Annotated in this window: 18 protein-coding genes, 1 tRNA gene and 1 riboswitch; of the genes, 15 read left to right on the top strand and 4 right to left on the bottom strand. The window is 59.1% G+C overall.

The genetic code is table 11. The features are described 5' to 3' along the window. Nucleotides 1-19: 19 nt before the first annotated feature. The 10 genes from tsf to fabZ all read left to right on the top strand — a co-directional run bounded on the left by tsf (nucleotide 20) and on the right by fabZ (nucleotide 10,062). Nucleotides 20-943, top strand: coding sequence for a translation elongation factor Ts (gene tsf, locus DFR46_RS02980; protein WP_116237115.1), 924 nt, complete (start codon nucleotides 20-22; stop codon nucleotides 941-943). A 108-nt stretch (nucleotides 944-1,051) separates the two neighbouring features. Next, the gene (pyrH, locus tag DFR46_RS02975; protein WP_116235104.1) at nucleotides 1,052-1,780 is read left to right on the top strand and encodes a UMP kinase; all 729 of its coding nucleotides are present in this window, start codon (nucleotides 1,052-1,054) and stop codon (nucleotides 1,778-1,780) included. Then, the gene (gene frr, locus DFR46_RS02970; protein WP_116235103.1) at nucleotides 1,780-2,337 is read left to right on the top strand and encodes a ribosome recycling factor; all 558 of its coding nucleotides are present in this window, start codon (nucleotides 1,780-1,782) and stop codon (nucleotides 2,335-2,337) included. Before pyrH ends, frr begins: the two co-directional genes overlap by 1 nt. 20 nt (nucleotides 2,338-2,357) lie before the next feature. Further along, the gene (locus DFR46_RS02965) at nucleotides 2,358-3,089 is read left to right on the top strand and encodes an isoprenyl transferase (protein ID WP_281270037.1); all 732 of its coding nucleotides are present in this window, start codon (nucleotides 2,358-2,360) and stop codon (nucleotides 3,087-3,089) included. Then, nucleotides 3,086-3,871: a phosphatidate cytidylyltransferase gene (locus tag DFR46_RS02960; RefSeq protein WP_116235102.1), complete on the top strand. Its 786-nt coding sequence runs from the start codon at nucleotides 3,086-3,088 to the stop codon at nucleotides 3,869-3,871. The genes DFR46_RS02965 and DFR46_RS02960 overlap by 4 nt, the downstream gene beginning before the upstream one ends. After that, on the top strand, nucleotides 3,871-5,037 hold the full coding sequence (locus DFR46_RS02955; protein WP_116235101.1) for a 1-deoxy-D-xylulose-5-phosphate reductoisomerase: 1,167 nt from the start codon (nucleotides 3,871-3,873) through the stop codon (nucleotides 5,035-5,037). Before DFR46_RS02960 ends, DFR46_RS02955 begins: the two co-directional genes overlap by 1 nt. Beyond that, nucleotides 5,034-6,167: an RIP metalloprotease RseP gene (gene rseP / locus DFR46_RS02950; protein ID WP_116235100.1), complete on the top strand. Its 1,134-nt coding sequence runs from the start codon at nucleotides 5,034-5,036 to the stop codon at nucleotides 6,165-6,167. Before DFR46_RS02955 ends, rseP begins: the two co-directional genes overlap by 4 nt. A gap of 108 nt (nucleotides 6,168-6,275) precedes the next feature. Beyond that, nucleotides 6,276-8,936 (top strand): outer membrane protein assembly factor BamA, encoded by a 2,661-nt coding sequence (gene bamA, locus DFR46_RS02945; protein ID WP_116235099.1) that lies wholly within the window; start codon nucleotides 6,276-6,278, stop codon nucleotides 8,934-8,936. Beyond that, nucleotides 8,936-9,583 carry an OmpH/Skp family outer membrane protein gene (locus DFR46_RS02940; protein WP_116235098.1) on the top strand — a complete coding sequence of 216 codons (648 nt, stop codon included), beginning with the start codon at nucleotides 8,936-8,938 and terminating at the stop codon, nucleotides 9,581-9,583. The genes bamA and DFR46_RS02940 overlap by 1 nt, the downstream gene beginning before the upstream one ends. Then, nucleotides 9,580-10,062, top strand: a complete 483-nt coding sequence (gene fabZ, locus DFR46_RS02935; protein ID WP_116235097.1) for a 3-hydroxyacyl-ACP dehydratase FabZ — start codon at nucleotides 9,580-9,582, stop codon at nucleotides 10,060-10,062. Before DFR46_RS02940 ends, fabZ begins: the two co-directional genes overlap by 4 nt. 8 nt (nucleotides 10,063-10,070) lie before the next feature. Here the strand turns inward: fabZ and DFR46_RS02930 are convergent, their stop codons facing one another. The 3 genes from DFR46_RS02930 to DFR46_RS02920 are packed head-to-tail and all read right to left on the bottom strand — an operon-like array spanning nucleotide 10,071 to nucleotide 12,513. Then, on the bottom strand, nucleotides 10,071-10,778 hold the full coding sequence (locus DFR46_RS02930) for an ABC transporter ATP-binding protein (protein WP_116235096.1): 708 nt from the start codon (nucleotides 10,776-10,778) through the stop codon (nucleotides 10,071-10,073). Then, nucleotides 10,775-11,743 carry a FecCD family ABC transporter permease gene (locus tag DFR46_RS02925; protein WP_116235095.1) on the bottom strand — a complete coding sequence of 323 codons (969 nt, stop codon included), beginning with the start codon at nucleotides 11,741-11,743 and terminating at the stop codon, nucleotides 10,775-10,777. Before DFR46_RS02925 ends, DFR46_RS02930 begins: the two co-directional genes overlap by 4 nt. Beyond that, a complete protein-coding gene (locus tag DFR46_RS02920) occupies nucleotides 11,740-12,513 on the bottom strand; it encodes an ABC transporter substrate-binding protein (RefSeq protein WP_116235094.1) in 774 nt (257 codons plus the stop codon). Before DFR46_RS02920 ends, DFR46_RS02925 begins: the two co-directional genes overlap by 4 nt. 144 nt (nucleotides 12,514-12,657) lie before the next feature. Then, a riboswitch (cobalamin riboswitch) is annotated at nucleotides 12,658-12,848 on the bottom strand. Nucleotides 12,849-12,952: 104 nt separating this feature from the next. Between DFR46_RS02920 and rpmE the strand changes: the two genes are divergently transcribed. Both rpmE and DFR46_RS02910 read left to right on the top strand, forming a co-directional pair. Further along, on the top strand, nucleotides 12,953-13,183 hold the full coding sequence (rpmE, locus tag DFR46_RS02915; protein ID WP_116235093.1) for a 50S ribosomal protein L31: 231 nt from the start codon (nucleotides 12,953-12,955) through the stop codon (nucleotides 13,181-13,183). Nucleotides 13,184-13,276: 93 nt separating this feature from the next. Continuing rightward, the gene (locus DFR46_RS02910) at nucleotides 13,277-13,507 is read left to right on the top strand and encodes a hypothetical protein (protein ID WP_116235092.1); all 231 of its coding nucleotides are present in this window, start codon (nucleotides 13,277-13,279) and stop codon (nucleotides 13,505-13,507) included. Nucleotides 13,508-13,524: 17 nt separating this feature from the next. Here DFR46_RS02910 and DFR46_RS02905 read toward each other — a convergent pair. After that, nucleotides 13,525-13,614 (bottom strand) — tRNA-Ser (locus DFR46_RS02905). A gap of 109 nt (nucleotides 13,615-13,723) precedes the next feature. Between DFR46_RS02905 and DFR46_RS02900 the strand changes: the two genes are divergently transcribed. Genes DFR46_RS02900 through DFR46_RS02890 form a run of 3 tightly spaced genes read left to right on the top strand, consistent with a single transcriptional unit; the run spans nucleotide 13,724 to nucleotide 16,891 of the window. Beyond that, the gene (locus tag DFR46_RS02900; protein ID WP_116235091.1) at nucleotides 13,724-14,755 is read left to right on the top strand and encodes a lytic murein transglycosylase; all 1,032 of its coding nucleotides are present in this window, start codon (nucleotides 13,724-13,726) and stop codon (nucleotides 14,753-14,755) included. Further along, nucleotides 14,739-15,698, top strand: coding sequence for a septal ring lytic transglycosylase RlpA family protein (locus DFR46_RS02895; protein WP_116235090.1), 960 nt, complete (start codon nucleotides 14,739-14,741; stop codon nucleotides 15,696-15,698). Before DFR46_RS02900 ends, DFR46_RS02895 begins: the two co-directional genes overlap by 17 nt. A 20-nt stretch (nucleotides 15,699-15,718) precedes the next feature. Next, entirely contained in the window at nucleotides 15,719-16,891 is a 1,173-nt protein-coding gene (locus tag DFR46_RS02890; RefSeq protein WP_116235089.1) for a D-alanyl-D-alanine carboxypeptidase family protein, read from the top strand. The last annotated feature ends 5 nt before the right edge of the window (nucleotides 16,892-16,896 follow it).

The raw sequence follows: 16,896 nt of genomic DNA, 5'->3' as shown, positions 1-16,896 counted from the left end.
AAAGGATAAGGACGGACAGATGGCCGAATTTTCAGCCAAGGACGTAAAAGAACTGCGCGAGCGCACCGGCGCCGGCATGATGGATTCCAAAAAAGCGCTGCAGGAAAATAATGGCGACATGGAAGCCGCGATTGACTGGCTCCGTACCAAGGGGCTCGCCGCCGCCGCCAAAAAGGCCGGCCGCACGGCCGCAGAAGGACTGGTCGGCGTTGCTGTATCCGGCACGAGCGGTGCAGCCGTAGAGGTCAATTCGGAAACCGATTTCGTTGCCAAGAACGATCAGTTCCAGGATTTCGTCGCCGAAGTGACCAAAATCGCGCTCGGAACGGATGCCGATCTTGAAGCACTCAAAGCGTCCGAATATCCGGGCGGTGGAACGGTCGAAGAGAAACTTACAGCGAACATTTCGACGATCGGCGAAAATCAGAGCCTGCGCCGCGTTGCCAAAACGAGCGTCGAAAAAGGCGTTGTCGTTTCCTACGTTCACAACGCAGCGAAACCGGGCATGGGCAAGATCGGCGTGCTCGTCGCGCTGGAAAGCGATGCAGGTGCCGATGTGCTCGAACCGCTTGGCAAACAGCTCGCCATGCATATCGCCGCCGCTTCGCCGCTGGCGCTGACGGGGGAAGGCCTGGATGCCGACACGATCGAGCGCGAACGCGCGATCGCGACGGAAAAGGCTGCCGAGTCCGGCAAGCCCGCCAATATCGTCGAGAAGATGGTCGAAGGCTCGATCGCAAAATACCGCAAGGAAAATGCGCTGATGAGCCAGATTTTCGTCATGGATAACAAGTCGAAAATCGAAGATGTCGTTGCCCGGGCGGGCAAGGATGCGGGAACCGAAATTCTTCTGAAGGATTTCATCCGCTTCCAGCTTGGCGAAGGCATCGAGAAAAAAGAAGAGAATTTTGCCGAGGAAGTGGCCGCTGCGGTCGGCGCATAGCGCAGTTTGCTAATCCACATCCGGGCAATCCAATGCTTGGCAGCGGCGTGCACCCCCACTAGGGTGCGCGCCGCTTACACATTATCCTTTTGAAAGATAAATCCGGCGATGCCCCGCCCGCATTATAACCGCATCCTCCTCAAACTCTCCGGCGAAGCTCTGATGGGCGACGGCCAGTTTGGTATTGACCCGCAGACGACAGCACGGCTCGCCAGGGAAGTTGCTGCAGCCAAAGAAGCCGGTCATGAGCTGTGCCTCGTTGTTGGCGGCGGCAATATTTTTCGTGGGCTCGCAGCCGCAGCGAAGGGCTTTGACCGCACCAGCGCCGACTATATGGGCATGCTTGCGACGGTAATGAACGCGCTCGCGGTGCAAAACGCGCTAGAGCAGATCGGCCAGGATACTCGCGTACTATCAGCCATTCCGATGGACACTGTGTGCGAACCCTATATTCGCCGCCGCGCCGTACGTCATATGGAGCGTGGCCGGATTGTGATTTTCGCAGCGGGCACGGGCAATCCCTATTTCACAACCGACACAGCTGCCGCGCTGCGCGCTGCCGAGATGGGCTGCGATGCACTGTTCAAGGGCACCAGTGTTGATGGTGTCTATGATGCCGATCCGAACAAGGTCGCGGGCGCGACCCGCTATGAAACCCTCAGCTATAACCGCGTCCTATCAGACAATCTGAAAGTCATGGATGCTTCTGCCGTGGCTCTGTGCCGCGACAATGCAATTCCGATCATCGTATTCAACATCCGGGAGCAGGGCAATCTGGCCACAGTGCTTGCGGGAAGCGGAACCGCGACGACCGTCAAACAAGAAGGAGAGGCCTGATGGCGCAATATGACAAGGGTGATCTTGAACGCCGGATGAGTGGCGCTCTGGAATCACTGCGTGGTGATTTGGGTGGGTTGCGGACCGGCCGCGCATCGGCATCTTTGCTCGATCCCGTGCAGGTTGAAGTTTATGGCAGTAACATGCCGCTGAACCAGGTTGGTACGGTTAGCGTTCCCGAACCTCGCATGCTGACGGTGCAGGTGTGGGATGGATCAAATGTCCAACCGGTCGAAAAGGCAATCCGGGGCGCTGGTTTAGGCCTCAATCCGCAAGTTGATGGCACAACGATCCGCCTTCCTATCCCTGACCTGACCGAGGAACGCCGCAAAGAGCTGGCGAAACTGGCCGGACAATATGCCGAAAAAGCCAAGATTGCGGTTCGCAATGTACGCCGCGATGGCATGGATGCGCTCAAGGCCGATGAGAACAAGAAAGAGATCGGAGAAGACGAGAAGAAGCGCCATGAAGGCGACGTCCAGAAATTGACCGACGAAAAGATCGCTGAGATCGATGCTATCGCCAGCGAGAAAGAATCGGAAATTCTCGAACTGTGACTGCCAAACCGGCTCGATCCGTGGATGACGCGGCGGCTGGCACAGGCAGCGGCGGGGATATACCTCGCCATGTCGCTATCATCATGGACGGCAATGGACGCTGGGCCCAGCGCCGGGGCTTGCCCCGGATAGCCGGGCACCGCAAAGGCATTGAAGCTGCACGCGCAGTTGTCAAAACGGCCGGCGCACTAGGCATTGAAGTGCTCACGCTTTACGCATTCTCATCAGAAAATTGGAGCCGTCCAGCTTCCGAGATCGCCGATCTCATGAATCTGCTGCGCCGCTTCATTCGAAAAGAGCTCGAGGCGCTGGCGGGAGAGGGCATTCGTATCCGTGTCATCGGCAACTATCAGGCTTTCGAAAACGATGTCGTTGAACTGATCGATAGCGCGATTGCGCGAACCGCCAATAACCGCAAGGCCACGCTGGTCGTAGCACTTAATTATGGCTCACAATCCGAAATCACTGATGCGACACGTCAGATCGCTGCAGATGTGCAGAGCGGGGCACTGGCTGTTGGCGATATCACCAACGAAGCGATTGATGCGCGACTGAGCACCCACGATCTGCCACCTCTTGATCTCCTGATCCGCACGTCCGGCGAAAAACGCCTTTCCAATTTCCTGCTCTGGCAGGCAGCCTATGCCGAACTGCTCTTCACCGACACGCTCTGGCCGGATTTCGGCGAAGACTCGTTGAGACAAGCCATTGAAGAGTTCACCCAGCGTGACCGGCGCTACGGTGGTCTATGACGAGCGGAACAGCCCCGGGCGGGTATAGCAATCTCTGGAAACGGGCGATTACCGGTATCGTCCTCGTTGCCGTCGCGCTTGGCACCCTTTTCGCGGGGCAGTGGCCTTTTTGGCTGCTTGTGGAGTTCCTTGCTATCGCAATGATGTTCGAATGGTCTCGGCTTATGCAAGCCTCAATGTGGAAGATGCTATTCGCCATCTGCCTCATGACTTCGGTCACCGGCGCACTAATGCCATTTCCCTTCACGAGTTTTCCGATTGCGATTGTAGCATTGTTGTTTGGAACGGCGTTTTGTTCCGCAATTACCGTGTCACTTCGTCTCGGTTTCGGATTTTTCTACATAGGGCTCGCATCGCTCGCGATAATCTTTCTAAGGGAACAGGGTGGACTGATACTCACGCTTTGGATGCTCGCCACAGTCTGGGCGACAGATATCGGCGCCTATTTTTCCGGCAAGACGATCGGCGGGCCAAAACTGGCCCCCAAATTCAGCCCTAACAAGACCTGGGCGGGGCTTGTCGGCGGGATAATCTGCGCGGCTCTCGTCAGCCTGATATTCGCCTTCCAGACAACACTTCCCTTGCTGATCGTTCCGCTCGCTGCACTCTTTGCTATTGTCGCGCAGATGGGCGACCTTTTCGAAAGCTGGCTGAAACGGCGTGCGAATGTGAAAGACAGCTCCAATCTGTTTCCCGGCCATGGCGGGGCGCTCGACCGGCTGGACGGGCTTCTCCCGGTCGCGATTGGGGCCGCAGCGCTCAACTGGGCAGGGCTGCTCTGATGGCAGCGGCAAAACGCATCACCATTCTCGGCGCGACGGGATCCGTGGGACAATCCACGCTCGACCTGATCAACCGGGATCGCGACGACTATGAGGTCATCGCCCTGACCGCCAATGAAGATGTGGGCGGGCTGGCAAGGATTGCGCGTGAAAGCGGCGCGAAATTGGCTGTCATAGGAAACCCGTCCCTTGCTAGTGAACTGGCGGAGGCGCTTGCCGGAAGCGGCATTGAAACCGCCGCCGGTGCCGATGCGATTTGCGATGCGGCGGCGATGGATACCGATCTCGTCATGGCGGCCATTGTCGGGGCCGCAGGCATCCCCTCGGCCATGGCAGCGATCGAGGCGGGCAATACTATCGGCCTCGCCAACAAGGAATCGCTCGTGTCCGCCGGTTCGCTAATGCTTGAAGCGGCCCGCAAGCGCGGCGTCACGATCCTGCCTGTGGATTCGGAGCACAATGCGATCTTCCAGTGTTTCGATCATGATCGGCCCGAGGGAATTTCCAGCATCATCCTGACCGCATCCGGTGGGCCGTTCAGGCAATGGTCGCGCGAGGAAATGCGCAACGTTACGCCCGAACGCGCCGTCCAACATCCCAATTGGTCGATGGGCGCCAAGATATCGATCGATTCAGCGACGCTGATGAACAAGGGGCTGGAACTGATCGAGGCCCGGTACCTGTTCGATCTGCCGCCCGACGATTGCCGGATCATCGTGCATCCCCAGTCCGTCATCCACTCGCTCGTCGAATATCGGGACGGGTCAGTGCTCGCCCAGCTCGGTGCGCCGGACATGCGCGTGCCGATTGCGCATGTCCTTGCCTGGCCGCAGCGCATGGACACGCCCTGCGAACGGCTCGACCTGGCCCAGGTCGCCCGGCTGGATTTTGAAGAGCCCGATACCGAACGTTTTCCCGCCCTGAAACTTGCGCGGTCGGCAATGGAGGCGGGCGGGGCCCGTCCGGCGATCCTGAACGCCGCGAATGAAGAGGCCGTTGCTGCATTTCTGGGTGGCCGGATCGGATTTCTCGATATCGCAGCGATTGTCGCGGACGTGCTGGGCAGCTATGCGCCGGACGCGCCGATATGTCTTGACGATGTTTTTGCTATCGACAAGGCGGCACGTATCAAGGCCCAGGAGCAGATGGACAGCTACGCCGCATGATAGAAAGCCCGGGAATTCTCTACTCCATAGGCGCGTTCCTGCTCGTCATTGGGCCGCTCGTCTTCGTCCATGAGATGGGTCATTATCTTGTCGCCCGCTGGTTCGGCACCAAGGTCGAGAAATTTTCGATCGGCTTCGGCCGCGAAATTGCCGGCTGGACTGACAAGCGCGGGACCCGGTGGAAGATCGGCTGGATGCCGCTGGGCGGCTATGTGCAATTTGCCGGAGATCTCAACGCTGCCAGCCAGCCCGATCCCAATGCCGGCGACGCATCCGCTGAGGAACGCGCCGCGCTTTTCCAGTTCAAGCCAGTGGGCCAGCGCTTTCTGATCATCCTTGCCGGTCCGATGATTAATTTTCTTTTTGCAATCATCCTCTTCATGGGAATTTTCGCCACGTATGGGCAGGCGCAGAACGCGCCCGTCGTCTCCGCAATCATGGAGGGTTCCGTCGCCGATCAGGCCGGGTTTGAACTTGGCGATGAGATCAGCGCCGTCGACGGCCGCGCCATTGATCGTTTCGATGAGCTTGCCGATATCGTCAGGCTTCGTCCCGGCCAGCAAATGCAGTTTGATATCCTGCGCGACGGCCGGGAGCTCTCGATCACTGCGGTAACCGCCGATGTAACCGTAGAAGACCGGTTCGGGAATGAAGCGCGGATCGGGCGATTGGGCGTTCAATCCGCTGTTCTGGAAATGGAGACGCTTGGCGCGTTGCAGCTTCCCGGAGCCGCATTGACTCAAACACTCTCTAGTCTGGAAATGATAACGGTCGGCCTTGGCCAGATTATATCCGGTCGGCGCTCGATCGAGGAACTTGGCGGCCCTCTCCGGATCGCTCAATTCTCCGGCCAAACAGCAAGTCTTGGCCTTTATGCCTTTTTATTCTTCATGGCGGCCATCTCGATTAATCTGGGATTCATCAACCTGTTGCCAATCCCTATGCTCGACGGGGGTCACCTGGTGTTCTATGCGGCCGAAGCTATCCGCAGGAGACCGATTAAGCCAGAGGCACAAGAATGGGCTTTTCGTATGGGACTTGCCGTCTTGCTCAGTTTCATGTTGATGGTGACTGTTATAGATCTCGGTTCATTCGGTCTTTGGGAGCGATTGAGCGGGTTGATCAGCTGACTTCGATAAGGCAGGGCGGGATTCTCCTGCCGGTATAAAATAATAAGGGCGGTTTGCGTGCATCTGAGTAACCGAAGAATATCAAAGCGAGCGCGGCTTTCTGGGCTGATGTTGGGCACGATGCTGAGCGGGTTGGCCTTGCCAGCCCATGCCCAGACAGATTCCCAGACCCCTTTGGCGCAGTTCAATGCTGAAGCCGAACCGGTGGCCGCGGAAAACACCCTTCCTGAAGGACAAGTCATTCGCGCGGTCCTGGTCGAGGGCTCCCAGCGTATCGAGCCGGATACCGTCCGTTCATACGTCCAGCTGCAACCCGGCGCGACCTATACCCGTGAAATGCTCGACGAAGCTTTGCGCGATCTTTTCCAGACCGAATTGTTTGCCGATGTCGAAATTCGCGACAATGAAGGCGAACTGACGATCGTCGTGCAGGAAAACCCGGTCATCAACCGGATACTGCTCGAGGGAAATCGCCGGCTCGACGATGATGACATTCGCGGCGAGATCCGCCTGGCGCCGCGCCAGATTTTCACCCGGTCTCGGGCGCGTGCCGATGTCGCACGGATCATCGAACTGTATCGCCGCCGGGGGCGCTTCGCCGCGTCAATCGAACCGCAAATGGTTGAGCTTGACCAGAACCGCGTCGATATTGTTTTTGAGATCAGCGAAGGACCCCGCTCACGCGTTCAGCAGATCAATGTCATCGGGAATGACGTCTATTCCGACAGCGATCTGCGATCCGAAATGGCCACGAAGCAATCGCGCTTCTTTCGCTTCTTTTCGTCCAGCGATACTTTCGATCCCGACCGCCTTGCTTTCGATCAGCAACGACTTCGTCAGTTCTATCTGACCGAAGGCTATGCCGATTTCCGTGTGATATCGGCGGTTGCAGAGCTAACTCCAGATCGCAGCGACTTCATCATCACCTATGTGGTGGAAGAGGGCGAACGGTACCAGTTCGGAGAGCTTGAGCTCGACAGCGATTTGCGCGACTTCAGCTCCGAACAATTCACCAGTTTCATCCCGATGCAAACAGGCGACTGGTATAACGCGCAACAGATCGAAGACACTATCGACCGGCTGAACGAAACAGCCGGCCTGCTCGGCTATGCGTTTGCCGAAGCCCGGCCCGAGTTCAATATCGATCGGGAAGACCGGACAATGTCCGTCCGTTTCCGGATCGAGGAAACGCCGCGCGTTTATGTCGAACGCATCGACATCAACGGCAACACGTTGACGCGGGACAAAGTGATCCGGCGGGAGTTCCGCTTGCAGGAAGGCGATGCCTTTAATAGCTTCCTGGTCCGCAGATCTCAGGCCCGTATCCAGTCGCTGGGCTTCTTCCAGGAAAGTCTCGAAATTGCGCAGTCGCCGGGTTCGGCGCCCGATCGCATCGTCCTGACCGCCAATGTCGAAGAGAATGCGACAGGCGAATTGCAGGTTTCAGCCGGCTTCTCCAGCCTCGAACGCTTCATTCTCAACTTCTCCGTGCGCCAACGCAACTTCCTCGGCAAAGGCCAGGAGCTGCGGGCAGGGGTCAACTATTCGAGCTACTCCAATTCGATCGAGCTTGGGTTTACAGAACCGTATCTGTTCGACCGCAATATCGCGGTTGGCGTCGACTTGTTCCGCAGGGACTTCGATTCCTTCAACTTTATCGGCAACGACCGCAATACGACCTATCAGCAGGTAAGCACGGGTTTTCAGGTACGTGCAGGTGTGCCGCTGACCGAATATTGGACGCTTGCACTGCGCTATGGGCTTAGTCAGGAAGACATCACGCTCGATGAGAATACATTTTTCCTCAATGGGCAATGTAGCCCGCTGCTGGCAGGGCGTTTCCTCTGCGACACCACAGGAAAGAGGCTGATTTCGAGCATTGGTTACTCGCTGGTGTACAATAATCTCGACAACAATATCCGGCCGTCCAGCGGGCGTCGCCTGATTCTGAGCCAGGATTTTGCCGGCCTCTTCGGCGATGTTCGCTATCTGCGGACACGCGCGGATTTCGACCAGTATTTCAATATCGGCTCCGGTTTCATCTTCGGACTTAGTGCCGAAGCTGGGTATATCCATTCCTTTGAAAATCGTGGTGGCGCGGGCATCGACGACGTCCGCCTGACGGACCGCTTCTTCCTCGGCGAACCGCAAATTCGCGGTTTCGACATTCGCGGTGTGGGGCCCCGGGTTCAACGTTTCTCCTATAGCCCGGGCACCAACGATTTGATTACGGACCCCCGGTTCGTGACAGACGATGCCATTGGCGGTCGCGCTTATTATCTTGGGCGCGCGGAGCTTGAAATCCCTCTGGGTTCCGGGGCACGCGAGCTCGGCTTCCGACCGTCGATTTTCGTCGATGCTGGCGCTGTCTTCGGGGTCACCAACCCGACATTGCAGACTTTCCCGTGCCTCGATGCAAATGGCAACGAGGTGGGGCAGACGCCTTGTACGGGAGGAACTACTCCTGGTCCGATCGTAACCCGCCTGCTTGATTCCAACGGAGCGCCGTTGTTTATCGACAATACGTCTGGAGTATTGACCACCGATGCAACGACGGGCGGCAACCCGAACACAGAAGCAAATCGCTCGATTGCACCGTTTCTCGAGCGCTTCGTTGGCGATTCTCCATCGCCTCGTGTTACAATTGGCGCAGGTGTATCCTGGAACTCGCCATTTGGGCCGTTCCGTATCGATCTCGCCTATGCCCTTCTCCAGGAAGAAGGCGACGAGGACAAAATCTTCTCATTCAACATAGGAACACAATTCTGATGTTTTCAAAAACCAAAACTCTCTTCGCAGGACTTTTCCTCGCGCTTCCGATGGTGGCTGCAAGCCCGGCTTATGCGCAGGCGCGTGGTGTGGGCGTTGTCAGCGTAGACGGCGCTATTCAGGCCACGACCGCCTATCAGACGGCTGGCGCGCAGGTTCAGTCCACCTATGCAGCGCAGATTGCCCAGGCCCAGGCCCGCGCAACCGCTCTGGAAGCCGAATTGCTCCCGCTGCAACAGGCCGCCCAGGCTGCCCAGTCCGCTCCCGGCGCAACACAGGAAAGCGCTGGCCCGGCTATTCAGGCCTTTACGACCCGGCAGCAGGCCGCTCAGCAGGAACTCGCGACGATCCGCCGTCCTGTCATTCTCGCTACCCAATATGTTCGTGAGCAGATTGGCGTACATTTCAACGACGCGCTAACGGCCGCTATGGCAGCCACAAATGTCGACTTGGTACTCGAACCGAACGCGGTGGCAACGATTGCACAGAACTCGACAGCCAATATCACGGCCGCTGTGACAACTCAGCTCAACACACGCGTACCCAGCGTCCAGGCCATCCCGCCTGCTGGCTGGACGCCCGGCGACACGCTGCGCGCAGCTCAGGCTGCTGCACAGCCCGCAACGAGCCAGCCTGAAGGCCGGTGAGCGAGTCAGAATCGCAGGAAAAGGCCGCCATCGGCCCGCTTGACATCAAGCGGGTGATGGCGGCCATTCCGCATCGCTATCCTTTCCTGCTGGTAGACCGGGTCGCAAAAATCGTTCCCGGGGAGTCGATTTCGGCGATCAAAGCCGTTTCGATGAACGAGGAGTTTTTCCAGGGCCATTTTCCAGGGCGTCCCATCATGCCCGGCGTGCTGATCATCGAAGCGCTCGCACAGGCCGCGGCAATCATGGCGGTAGAGGAACTCGACCTCCTGGAAAGCGGAAAGCTCGTCTATTTCATGGCGATCGACGGCGCCAAGTTCCGGGCTCCGGTTGAGCCTGGCTGTTTGCTGACCCTCAACGTGGAATATGCGAAGAAACGCTTTCCGGTCTGCAAGTTCAGCGGCAAAGCCCTGGTTGAAGACAAGCTTGTCGCAGAAGTCGAATTTACCGCGATGATAGCGGATCCGCCCGAGGACTGAGTTTCCGCTCAGGCCCTGACCCAGCGGCCGCCGCTGCGGCTAACGCCGAATATTTCGGCTATAACCGCTTCAGACAGTGCTTGCGATGGCGTGCTGTCGGCAACGATCTCGCCCTTGTCGATAACGATAACCCGGTCGCCATGCTGCCGGGCCAGATCAAGGTCATGGATAGACAGGATAACGGCCGTGCCCCTGTCGGCCTCGCTGCGAAGCCGGGCCAATATGGTAAGTTGCCATTTCGGATCGAGATTGGCGATAGGCTCGTCGAGTAACAGGACGCTGGATCGCGATACCAGGGCCCGAGCAATCATCACGCGTGACCGTTCACCCGTCGAGAGATGATCGAGACGGCGGCCAGCCAATTCCCCAGCCTCCAGAGAATCCAGAACTTCCTCTATGTGACCAGGCTGTGACTGGTCTGGCAAACCCAATGCTATGAAGTCGCGCACAGATAACGGCCAGCGCACATCGCGCGAAGCCCCAAGAAAAGCCACATGCCGCACGCGCCGAACCGGCGCCAACGCATGAATATCATCGCCATCAACCAAGACCTTGCCACAACTTTCGGGAAGACCCGCAAGCGCATGCAACAGGCTGGTCTTGCCGGCACCATTTGGGCCGACAAGCATGGTCACGCTGCCGGCAGAAAAGGTCAGGTCGCACGGCGTCAACCTGCCCGATATGCTCAGTGCATGGGCCGTTAGCCGACTGGTCATGGCCGTGCACTCCAGCGCATTCGCGCAACCAGCGACAGAAAAAAGGGCGCGCCGAGTATCGCAGTCAGAACGCCGATGGGTAGAGACCTGTCCGGAGGAGCGAAACGGACCGCAATATCGGCGGATAACAAGAGTATCGCCCCGATCAAGGCGGCGGGCAGAATAGCGCGCCCCGGATGGCCTCCGGTCAGCTTGCGCGCCAACACCGGTCCGACGAGACCGATAAACCCAACTGCTCCGCATACGGATACTGCCGCTCCGACACCGATGGCCGTCGCGGCAATGATGTTGCGGCGCATTGCGCCGATATCGTGCCCCATGGCCTCGGCAACATCCTCGCCCAGCACCAGTCTGTCGAGAGCGGGTGCACATCGTGTAAGATAGAAGAGCACGGCAAGAGCGGGGATCCCCGCGAATGCAAGTTGCGTCAGGCTGCGATCGACGAGCGAGCCCATCAGCCAGTCATATGCGTCGTAAAAGGCGAAAGGAGAGGGGGCGAGGGCCAGAGCGAGCGCGGTTCCCGCCCCGGTGATCGTGCTTATCGCGATGCCGGCCAGCAACAGGGTGGCCGTTTCCGCACGCGGCCCGGCGAGAAGCAACAACAACGCCAGGGCAATCCCGGCCCCTGACACCCCACCGATTGCAATGCCGAGCGGACTGGCAAAACCGATCAGATAGGCCATGGTGACGGCACCCAACGCAGCACCGCCCGTGGCGCCGGTAATGTCCGGAGAGGCCAGCGGATTGGCGAAAAGCGCCTGGATAGCCGCACCGCTCGCGCCGAGGATGGCTCCGTAGACAAGGGCCAGCAATGCCCGTGGCAGGCGCAGCTCGCTGATGACGATTAGGCCGAGATCCGGATCGGTTTCGAATAACGCGGGAAGGGATTGCAGCGGGATGGCGATCGAAATGCCTGTGAGAATCAGCACCGAAAGGCCGATCGTGATATAAAGCGCTTTGATCATTGTCCGAATGCCCTGCGCAACCGCATGATTTCGGGCAATAGCGACAATCCGGAGCAGGTCCAGCGACGGCCATCGGTAGAAACAATCCGGGTTTGCACAGATCGTTCCAGAAAGCGAAAACCGGGCCAGAATTGCCCGCGCGAAGCCTGTTCTTCCCGATAGTCGCTGCGGACTACAGCTGTCGGCGGGTCGACCAGCATCTGTTCTGCCGTTACCCGGCCGCCCTGATTGTCTGGAACAGCAACGCCTGCCAGCGAGAGCCACTGGGCATCAAGACTGGCCGAGGCAACGCTTAGACCGCCATCGCTGAGAAACATCGCTTCGGTCGACGTCGCCGGGCGGGTCGCTTCAAGATGCCGCAGTGCCGAGATAAAGCCGCGCGCGCGTTCTTCCCGACCCAGCGCGGTGGCAACCTGCAGGGTTGCGGATTCAATATCTTCGAGGGTTTGCGGGTAGGGCAGGATCACGATTTCCGACCCAATCCGCGCCGCGAGCCGTCCCTGGTCGCGGGCGATTCCGCCCATTGTGATAATGAGATCGGGCCGCATCCCCGCAACCGATGCAATGCTCCCATCATTGGCCCTGTACCGCCGCGCGGTTCTCCAGAAGGGGAATTCATGCCGGTCTTGCGAAAGATGGGTAACCGAAAAGACCTGTTCCGGCGCTGCGAGAAGGAGAACAAGCTCATCCGTGCACATGTTCAGGGATACGACCCGCTCCGGCACAGCCGAAGCCGAGGACGCAAGGTAGGCTGCGCCCAGTGCCGTCATAGCAGCCTTCACGCACGGCAATATGCGATTCCGCGTCTTCACGGTAAACTTCGGCAATCTGGCAACTGTCGCGCCCTCCCTTCATGATCGGCATCGTCACGAAGGAAGCAACACGCTTCCCGTGCTTGCGGCTGATCCCGGCCGGACACGGACGACACAAAGGCAGGTCTCCTGACTTGCAGCTCTCATGCTCCGATCCCCGCCTTCCCGGACATGCGTCCAGTGGCCGAAGGGGAGGGGCTTGCCGCTTACAGTTGCGGGTACAGCGCCGGATTCACACCGACTTCCCTTTTCACCGCTCCCAAGAGAGCAGCACCTTTGCACAGGCCTGCGGCTACGCCCGGCTGCAAGCCCTTGTCAAGCGGCAGCACAATGGCTAAACGCGCGCCTTCGCTTGAACCGGCTGGTCGGTAACCAGCCTCATGGAAAGCCCGAAACAATGAAAACTGATATCCACCCCGATTACCACATGATCACCGTCAAGATGACCGATGGAACCGAATTTCAGACGCGGTCAACTTATGGCAAAGAGGGCGACACGCTCAGCCTCGATGTGGATCCGAAATCGCATCCTGCCTGGACCGGCGGCACGCGCAATCTCATCGACACCGGCGGACGGATTGATCGCTTCAACAAGCGTTTCGGCGGGCTTACGCTCAAGAAAGACTAAGCGCTTCGCGCTTTTTCCAGCATCGGTGATGACAGCCTCCCTATTCGGACCGAAAAGGGCAATAGCGGCGTTCGCCATTCATAGGAGAGAGACATGGAAAACTGGGATACCGACGAAGAGGGCAACCTCAAAGTGCATGTTTTCCGCGGCTATGAGTCGGCGACGGCGCCCGGGCATGTCCTGCTGAGGATGCTCTATTTCAGCGAAAAATCGACCCTTCCCGAAAATACGCCCGAAGGTTTCCAGGTTACCCTCACACCGGACATGGCCCGGAAATTCGCCGCAGACTTGCTGGCGAATGCCGATCAGGCGGAAAAGAGCTAGACTGCACTGCGGATAATTGGCGGACAGGGTGGGATTCGAACCCACGGTGAGCTTGCACCCACGCTGGTTTTCAAGACCAGTGCCTTAAACCACTCGGCCACCTGTCCGCTTCGCTAGCGCGCTTATCCTGCAAACGCCCTTATGTGCAACCCGTGCGACGAAATGCCGTTCCCTTGACCTTCCCTCTATGGCAGGAAGGTGGGGAAAGGGGACTAAATGCGCCATCTCACAAAATATTTGACGCTGATCACCGCCATCATCGGAATTGGCGCCGCGAATCCCGCGCTTGCACAGACCAACGCGGGCTTTGCCGCCTATATGCAACAGCTTCGCGCAGAAGCGATTGCCGAGGGCGTGAGACCGGAAACGCTGGATCGGGTTATCCCGACACTTAGTTATAATCCGCGCGTGATCGCCCTGGATCGCAACCAACCGGGAGGTAGCTTCAATTCCCCGATTCCGCCGTTCGCGCCCTATCAGGCGCGGCACGTCAATCAGACCCGGATCAATGGCGGCCGAGCCACCTATCGGCGAGTCCGCTCCCAGCTCTTCGATATCGAACGCCGCACCGGGGTTCCGGGCAAGATTGCCATCGCCATTTATGGCCATGAAACCGGCTATGGCCGGATCACAGGCGATTTCGATCTCCCGCGTTCTCTGGCGACGCTTGCCTATGAGGGTCGCCGGCGGCAGCTATTCGCCGGTGAATTTATCGCAGCGATGAAGATGATCGATCGCGGTGTACCGCGGGACCGTTTGCAGGGCAGCTGGGCCGGTGCCTTTGGCTATCCCCAATTCCTGCCAAGCGTGTATCTGCGTCTGGCGATTGATGGAGACGGAGACGGGCGGGCCGAGATCTGGCGCAGCGAGGCGGACGCATTGGCGTCCATCGGCAATTATCTGCACAATGCCGGCTGGCGCGCGGGAGAGCCATGGGGCGTGGCCGTAAACGTACCATCCTCACTCAATCGCAGCGCCATTGCCAACCGCACCACGCCGACCCGCTGTCCGCGCGTCTTCGAACGCCACAGCCGCTGGCTGTCGATGGCCGAATGGCGCGAACTGGGCATCCGGACGCGAACAGGAACATGGCCTGACGACCAGATCATGGCGACACTGCTCGAGCCTGACGGCCCAGGGAACACGGCCTATCTTCTCACCAACAATTATCGCGTGATCCTCGACTATAACTGCTCGAATTTCTATGCATTGTCCGTGGGGTTATTGGCTGATGAAGTTGTTAGATAAGACAAAAATATGGATCGCCGGGATTTCTTTTGCCGTAGTTGCGGGCTGTAGCAGCGGCGGAGAATTGCCGCCGGCATCGGCAGGCAGCCAGGGACCCGGCTACGGTGCCGGGGTCTCCGATACGCCGGTTCTGGTCGGCCAACCCTATACGATCAACGGCCGGACCTACACGCCTTCCGATCCTTCGCATTATGACGAGGTCGGGCTGGCTTCTTTCTATGGCAACGAACTTGCCGGGCGCCCGACGGCCAATGGCGAACTTTTCCGGCCTTCCGGTATCAGTGCCGCGCACCGGACATTGCCGCTGCCCTCCTATGTCGAGGTAACGGCGCTGGAAACCGGCCGGACTATTCTGGTGCGCATCAATGACCGCGGTCCTTTTGCCGGCGACCGGATTATCGATCTTTCGATCGGGGCAGCGCGCCAGCTTGGCATCGTCGAACAGGGAGTCTCGCCGGTACGCGTGCGACGTGTCCAACCAATAGATAGCGACCGGGCGCGGTTGCGTTCCGGGCAACCCGCTCAACCGCGGCTTCAGACCTCACCGCAGCTGCTCACTGCGCTGCGGGCGCAATTCGAGCGCGGCGGCGGCGTTATTCCGCCGGCAACGCCATCGCCCGATGCGCCAGATACGACGGGACGCGCAGGTGTAGACTGGCAGGTTGAAAATGAGCCCCAGACTGCAGATCCGGCTCTGCGCTCGGCTCCCACGGCTACGGGCAGCTACTATGTGCAACTCGGTGCGTTTTCCAATGCCACCAACGCCCAGCGTATGGCCAGTCGCGCGCAAAGGCTGGGATCGGTCCGTGTCATTTCGGCGGGCAATATCCGCCGCGTACGCCTTGGGCCTTATTCCAGCCAGGCCGAGGCAAGCCGGGCGCAATCTCGCGCTCGTGCAGCGGGTTTTGGCGATGCACGCATATTCCGGGATAGCGGGCGCTAGCAGAACTGAGAAAGAGGGTTATGAAAAAGGCGACTGTTCTTCTTGCATTGACGGCGGGAGCCCTGGTGGCTCCCGGACATGCGGAACGCCCGCGTTATGATGGCGATGTGCCGATCGCCTATATGGTGGATATGAGTTCCGGCGCGATACTGTTTGCGCGCGATGGAAATCGCAGAATTCCGCCCGCTTCCATGGCCAAAATGATGACCGCCCATGTCGCGTTTGACCTGCTGCAGGAAGGCACGATCACGCTCGATCAGGAATGCACGGTTCGCCCCGAAACCTGGCGGCAATGGCACGGCCCGGAAGCAGGTTCGACGATGTTTCTCTCGCCCGGCGAACAGGTCAGCATCGAGAATCTTCTCTACGGCGTCGTGACGGTATCGGGCAACGACGCCAGCGTCGTTCTGGCGGAGTGCATATCCGGCACCGAATCCGCCTTTACGGCCTTGATGAACAGGAAGGCCGAGGAACTTGGCCTTGAGAACAGTCATTTCGGCAACAGCAATGGCTGGCCGGACGAAGGCCGCACCTATGTGACCGCCCGGGACCTTGCGCGCCTCGCGATATCGACAATCCAGCATTATCCTGAATATTACAGCCAGTTTTACGGCCGCCGGGAATTCACCTGGGGCGAGACTATGGGCGGCCAGCCCATCACCCAGCCCAATCGCAACCCGCTGATGGGCAATGTCGATGGCGCGGACGGCCTGAAAACCGGTCATACACAGGAAGCCGGCTATGGTTTCACCGGATCTGCCGTCCAGGACGGGCGGCGTATCGTGATGGTCCTGGCGGGCCTCGATTCCTACAGCCAGCGCATCGAGCAATCGACGCGCTTCATGGAATGGGGCTTCAACGCCTGGCAATCGCTGCAGCTGTTGACGAGCGGCGCGCGGGTCGGCTCTGCGCGCGTACAGGGCGGCAGTTCCGGCGAAGTCGGCCTTGTGGCGCCGCGCAATCTGGCGATGACCGTTCCGGCAGGTCTGGCTTCGGAACGGCAGGTGAGGATCGTATATCAGGGCCCCGTCCGGGCTCCGATAGCCGAAGGCCAGCATATTGCCGATCTGGTCATCGAAACGCCTGACATGCCTGACCAGCGCCTGCCGCTGGTAGCCGAAACGGCCGTAGGAGAACGCGGTTTCTTCGGACGCGTATGGGCCGGTCTGAAATCTCTGATCGGCCTCGGATAAGGGGC

Source organism: Parasphingopyxis lamellibrachiae (genome assembly GCF_003385775.1).
GTDB lineage: Bacteria > Pseudomonadota > Alphaproteobacteria > Sphingomonadales > Sphingomonadaceae > Parasphingopyxis > Parasphingopyxis lamellibrachiae.
Note: the sequence above shows the minus strand (reverse complement) of the source record. Positions and strands in the feature narration are given on the sequence as shown.

Coding starts and splice junctions, on each gene's coding strand:
- tsf (WP_116237115.1), top strand. CDS start 20: ATGGCCGAATTTTCAGCCAAGGACGTAAAAGAACTGCGCGAGCGCACC.
- pyrH (WP_116235104.1), top strand. CDS start 1,052: ATGCCCCGCCCGCATTATAACCGCATCCTCCTCAAACTCTCCGGCGAA.
- frr (WP_116235103.1), top strand. CDS start 1,780: ATGGCGCAATATGACAAGGGTGATCTTGAACGCCGGATGAGTGGCGCT.
- DFR46_RS02960 (WP_116235102.1), top strand. CDS start 3,086: ATGACGAGCGGAACAGCCCCGGGCGGGTATAGCAATCTCTGGAAACGG.
- DFR46_RS02955 (WP_116235101.1), top strand. CDS start 3,871: ATGGCAGCGGCAAAACGCATCACCATTCTCGGCGCGACGGGATCCGTG.
- rseP (WP_116235100.1), top strand. CDS start 5,034: ATGATAGAAAGCCCGGGAATTCTCTACTCCATAGGCGCGTTCCTGCTC.
- bamA (WP_116235099.1), top strand. CDS start 6,276: ATGTTGGGCACGATGCTGAGCGGGTTGGCCTTGCCAGCCCATGCCCAG.
- DFR46_RS02940 (WP_116235098.1), top strand. CDS start 8,936: ATGTTTTCAAAAACCAAAACTCTCTTCGCAGGACTTTTCCTCGCGCTT.
- DFR46_RS02930 (WP_116235096.1), bottom strand. CDS start 10,778: ATGACCAGTCGGCTAACGGCCCATGCACTGAGCATATCGGGCAGGTTG.
- DFR46_RS02925 (WP_116235095.1), bottom strand. CDS start 11,743: ATGATCAAAGCGCTTTATATCACGATCGGCCTTTCGGTGCTGATTCTC.
- DFR46_RS02920 (WP_116235094.1), bottom strand. CDS start 12,513: ATGACGGCACTGGGCGCAGCCTACCTTGCGTCCTCGGCTTCGGCTGTG.
- rpmE (WP_116235093.1), top strand. CDS start 12,953: ATGAAAACTGATATCCACCCCGATTACCACATGATCACCGTCAAGATG.
- DFR46_RS02910 (WP_116235092.1), top strand. CDS start 13,277: ATGGAAAACTGGGATACCGACGAAGAGGGCAACCTCAAAGTGCATGTT.
- DFR46_RS02900 (WP_116235091.1), top strand. CDS start 13,724: ATGCGCCATCTCACAAAATATTTGACGCTGATCACCGCCATCATCGGA.
- DFR46_RS02895 (WP_116235090.1), top strand. CDS start 14,739: ATGAAGTTGTTAGATAAGACAAAAATATGGATCGCCGGGATTTCTTTT.
- DFR46_RS02890 (WP_116235089.1), top strand. CDS start 15,719: ATGAAAAAGGCGACTGTTCTTCTTGCATTGACGGCGGGAGCCCTGGTG.